Origin of the sequence: Streptomyces flavofungini, assembly GCF_041028215.1 — a bacterium.
Taxonomy (GTDB): domain Bacteria; phylum Actinomycetota; class Actinomycetes; order Streptomycetales; family Streptomycetaceae; genus Streptomyces; species Streptomyces flavofungini_B.
The window spans coordinates 1-3,088 of the sequence record NZ_JASKYR010000874.1 but is presented as its reverse complement, the minus strand read 5'-3'; the positions used below and the strand labels follow the sequence as shown (position 1 = coordinate 3,088).

General features: G+C 70.9%; 3 protein-coding genes. 2 read left to right on the top strand and 1 reads right to left on the bottom strand.

Going from position 1 to position 3,088, the window contains the following annotated elements:
* Nucleotides 1-225 precede the first annotated feature (225 nt).
* On the top strand, nucleotides 226-1,257 hold the full coding sequence (locus AB8Z36_RS35845) for a sporulation protein (protein ID WP_369217568.1): 1,032 nt from the start codon (nucleotides 226-228) through the stop codon (nucleotides 1,255-1,257).
* Nucleotides 1,258-1,295: 38 nt separating this feature from the next.
* On the opposite strand, the gene AB8Z36_RS35840 is transcribed toward AB8Z36_RS35845, so the two are convergent.
* Nucleotides 1,296-2,675: an LCP family protein gene (locus AB8Z36_RS35840; protein WP_440582087.1), complete on the bottom strand. Its 1,380-nt coding sequence runs from the start codon at nucleotides 2,673-2,675 to the stop codon at nucleotides 1,296-1,298.
* A 255-nt stretch (nucleotides 2,676-2,930) separates the two neighbouring features.
* Between AB8Z36_RS35840 and AB8Z36_RS35835 the strand changes: the two genes are divergently transcribed.
* Nucleotides 2,931-3,088, top strand: a 158-nt coding sequence (locus AB8Z36_RS35835) for a twin-arginine translocase TatA/TatE family subunit (protein ID WP_369217569.1), incomplete at its 3' end; no start/stop codon positions are given.

Here is a 3,088-nt window from a genome sequence, read left to right as displayed (position 1 = left end):
GTCCGGGGCGGGGCTGTTTTCGGACATTCGCGCTACGACCTGCGGCGTGCCGCCTGTCGGCCGGACGCAGGCCCTATGCTTCTACGCGCTTGTAGAGGGCTACTCGCACGTGGAGAACGTGAGGGCCGCCGTCGGTGTTCCCGGGCTCCCCACATTTCTGGGGCCCGGTGGCACACGGCCCCCCGCACCACGGAAAGCACACGCACATAAGGGGTGGACGCCACCATGGTGTTCAAACGACTGCTCGGCTCGCTCGGCGTGGGCGGACCCACCGTCGACACCGTTCTCGACCCGGGTGCCGCCGTGCCCGGCGGCACACTGTCCGGGCAGGTCCATCTCAAGGGCGGCAGCACCGACCACACCATCGAGCACATCTCGCTCGAACTGGTCGCGCGGGTGGAGGCCGAGCACGCGGACGGCGAGAGCGAGGGCGTCGTCGCCTTCGACCGCTTCACCGTCGGCGGCGGCTTCCGCCTCGCCGAGGGCGAGGAGCGCAGCGTGCCCTTCGCCGTGACGCTGCCCTGGGAGACGCCGATCACCGAGCTGTACGGCCAGGGCCTCGGCATCGTGCTCGGCGTGCGCACCGAGTTGTCGGTGGCGGGCGCGAAGGACAAGGGCGACCTCGACCCGCTCGCGGTGCGCCCGCTGCCGGTCCAGGAGGCGATCCTGGAGGCCTTCGGGCAGACCGGCTTCGGGTTCAAGTCGGCCGACCTGGAGTACGGCCGCATCGGCGGCACCGGCCAGCAGCTCCCGTTCTACCAGGAGATCGAGCTGACCCCCTCCCCGCGGTACGCGCACGCCGTCAACGAGATCGAGGTGTCCTTCCTCGCCCACCCGGGCGGCATGGAGGTCGTCCTGGAGGCGGACAAGCGCGGCGGCTTCTTCTCCGAGGGCCACGACGCGGTCACCCGCTTCACCGTCGGCCACGACGGCGTCGCGCACCAGGACTGGAACGCCCTGGTCGACGGCTGGGTGGCACATCTGGCCGAGCACCGCGCCTCGTACGGCGCGCAGGCCTCGTACGCGCACGGTGACCCGTACGCGCACGGCGGTCCCTACGGCTCCGGTCACGGCCACGGCGATCACCACGACGGCCACGGGGGCGGGCACCGTTCGGGTCCCGGCATGGGCACCGTGGTGGCGGCGGGCGCCGCCGGGCTCGCGGTCGGCGTCGTCGGCGGCATGGTCGCGGCCGAAGTCGTCGACGAGGTGGGTGATTTCTTCGAGGGGGACGACGAGGAGGGCGAGGAGGACTAGGGCCTTTCGGTTGGTCGGGTGGGCGGCGGCGCGGTGTCTCAGCGGACGCCCTTGAAGTCCTCTCCGACGACCAGGGTCACCGCGTCGGCCGTCGCCTCGGCGTCCGGTTCGGCGCGGACCCCCGGCAGGCGTGAGGCGAGCGCCCCGGCCTGCCGGTCCTGGCCCTCGGGGTAGGTGACCGAGGTGGCGGCGGTGGTGTCCGGGGCGTTGCCCGTGCCGACGACGGTGTAGCCCTCGGCGCGCAGTTCGTCCGCCACCGTCGCCGCCCGTCCCGTGGTCCCCGAGCCGTTGAGCACCCGGACCCGGACCTTCGACGCGTACACCGGGTTCCTGGAGGCCGCCGACAGCGCCTTCCTGTCCACCTCCTTGTCCCGTGCCAGGTCGGCGAAGAGGTCGGCGGCCTGCGGGAACTGCCACACCACGTTGGCCCGGTCGGTGGGGACGTCGGCCTCCCTCGGGTAGTTCGGCACGGTGAGGAACGACAGCCGGTCCTCCGGCACGCCCTTCACCTCGGAGGCGAGACCGTACAGCGGCTTGATGCCCGCCAGCTCCTCGTCCGTCGTCAGTGACTCGGTGGCCGAGCTGAGGAATCCGTACAGCGACTTGGGGCTGGTGAGCCTGGACTTGGCCTTCGCGGCCAGCGCCTCCATGAACTCCTGCTGACGGCCGATGCGGCCGATGTCGGAGCCGTCCCCGACGCTGTAGCGGGTGCGGACGTAGCCGAGGGCCTTCTCGCCCTTCACCGTCTGGCAGCCCGCCGCCATGTCGAGGTGGGCCTTCTTGTCGTGGATCGCTTCCTTCGGGCAGACCTCGATGCCGCCCAGCGCGTCGACCATGCCCTTGAAGCCCTGGAAGTCCACGGACATGAAGTGGTCGATGCGCAGTCCGGTGGTCGCCTCGACGGTCCGGATGGTGCAGGCCGCCGCTCCGGCCACCTCACCGTTCGTGCCGCCGATCGCGAATGCTTCGTTGATCTTGAAGTGGTGCGGTGCCGACTTGCTGCCGTCCCCCTTGTCGCAGGCGGGTATCTCCACCCGGGAGTCACGCGGGAAGGAGACCACCGAGGCCCACTCGCGGTCCGCCGCGACGTGCACCACCATCAGGGTGTCCGACTGCATCGTCGTCAGGCCCTTGCCGTAACCGGCGTTGGCGCCGTCACGGCTGTCCGACCCCACGACCAGGATGTTCTTCGACCCGGGGCTGAGGTTGGCGGGGCGGTCGCCGCCCAGTTTGTCGTCCACCCGCGCGCCGTGGATGTTGCCGTCCAGGTCCGTGTAGACCCATGCGCCGACCCCGGCGACCCCGAGGATCAGGGCCGCGAAGGCGCCCGCGCTCCACAGCAGGGCCCTGCCCCGCCTGCTCGCCCTGACCGGTCCGTCGCCCGGCCGCCCGCGCCGCCGTCTTCCTTTGCCACTCACCGGCGCTCGCTCCTCCGCCCGCAGGGTCGTCCTTGAATGCGGGAACTCTACACGTCTGTAGAAGTTGAAATACGGGTGGCCGATTCGGCTCAGCGGCCCAGGACTTGGTCGCCCGCACCGGCTCTACAGTGCTGTAGATTCATCGCGGGTTCACGGGTTCACGGGTTCACGACGGGCCCCTGCCTCGCCCGTGGCCGCAGCACACTCCGCCATGTCCGCGCCGTCACGGCCGGGCCGACAAGCGATAGGACCGCAGTGTTCGGACTCAGCGAGATCGCGATCATCCTCATCGTCGTCGTCTTCGTCCTCGGCGCCAAGAAGCTTCCCGAGCTGGCGCGTTCGGCGGGCAAGTCGGCGCGCATCCTCAAGGCCGAGGCCAAGGCGATGCGGCGGGAGAAGGAGCGGGAGGCGGC

Excerpts from the sequence above, each read along its gene's own strand:
- AB8Z36_RS35845 (WP_369217568.1), top strand. The coding sequence starts at position 226 with ATGGTGTTCAAACGACTGCTCGGCTCGCTCGGCGTGGGCGGACCCACC.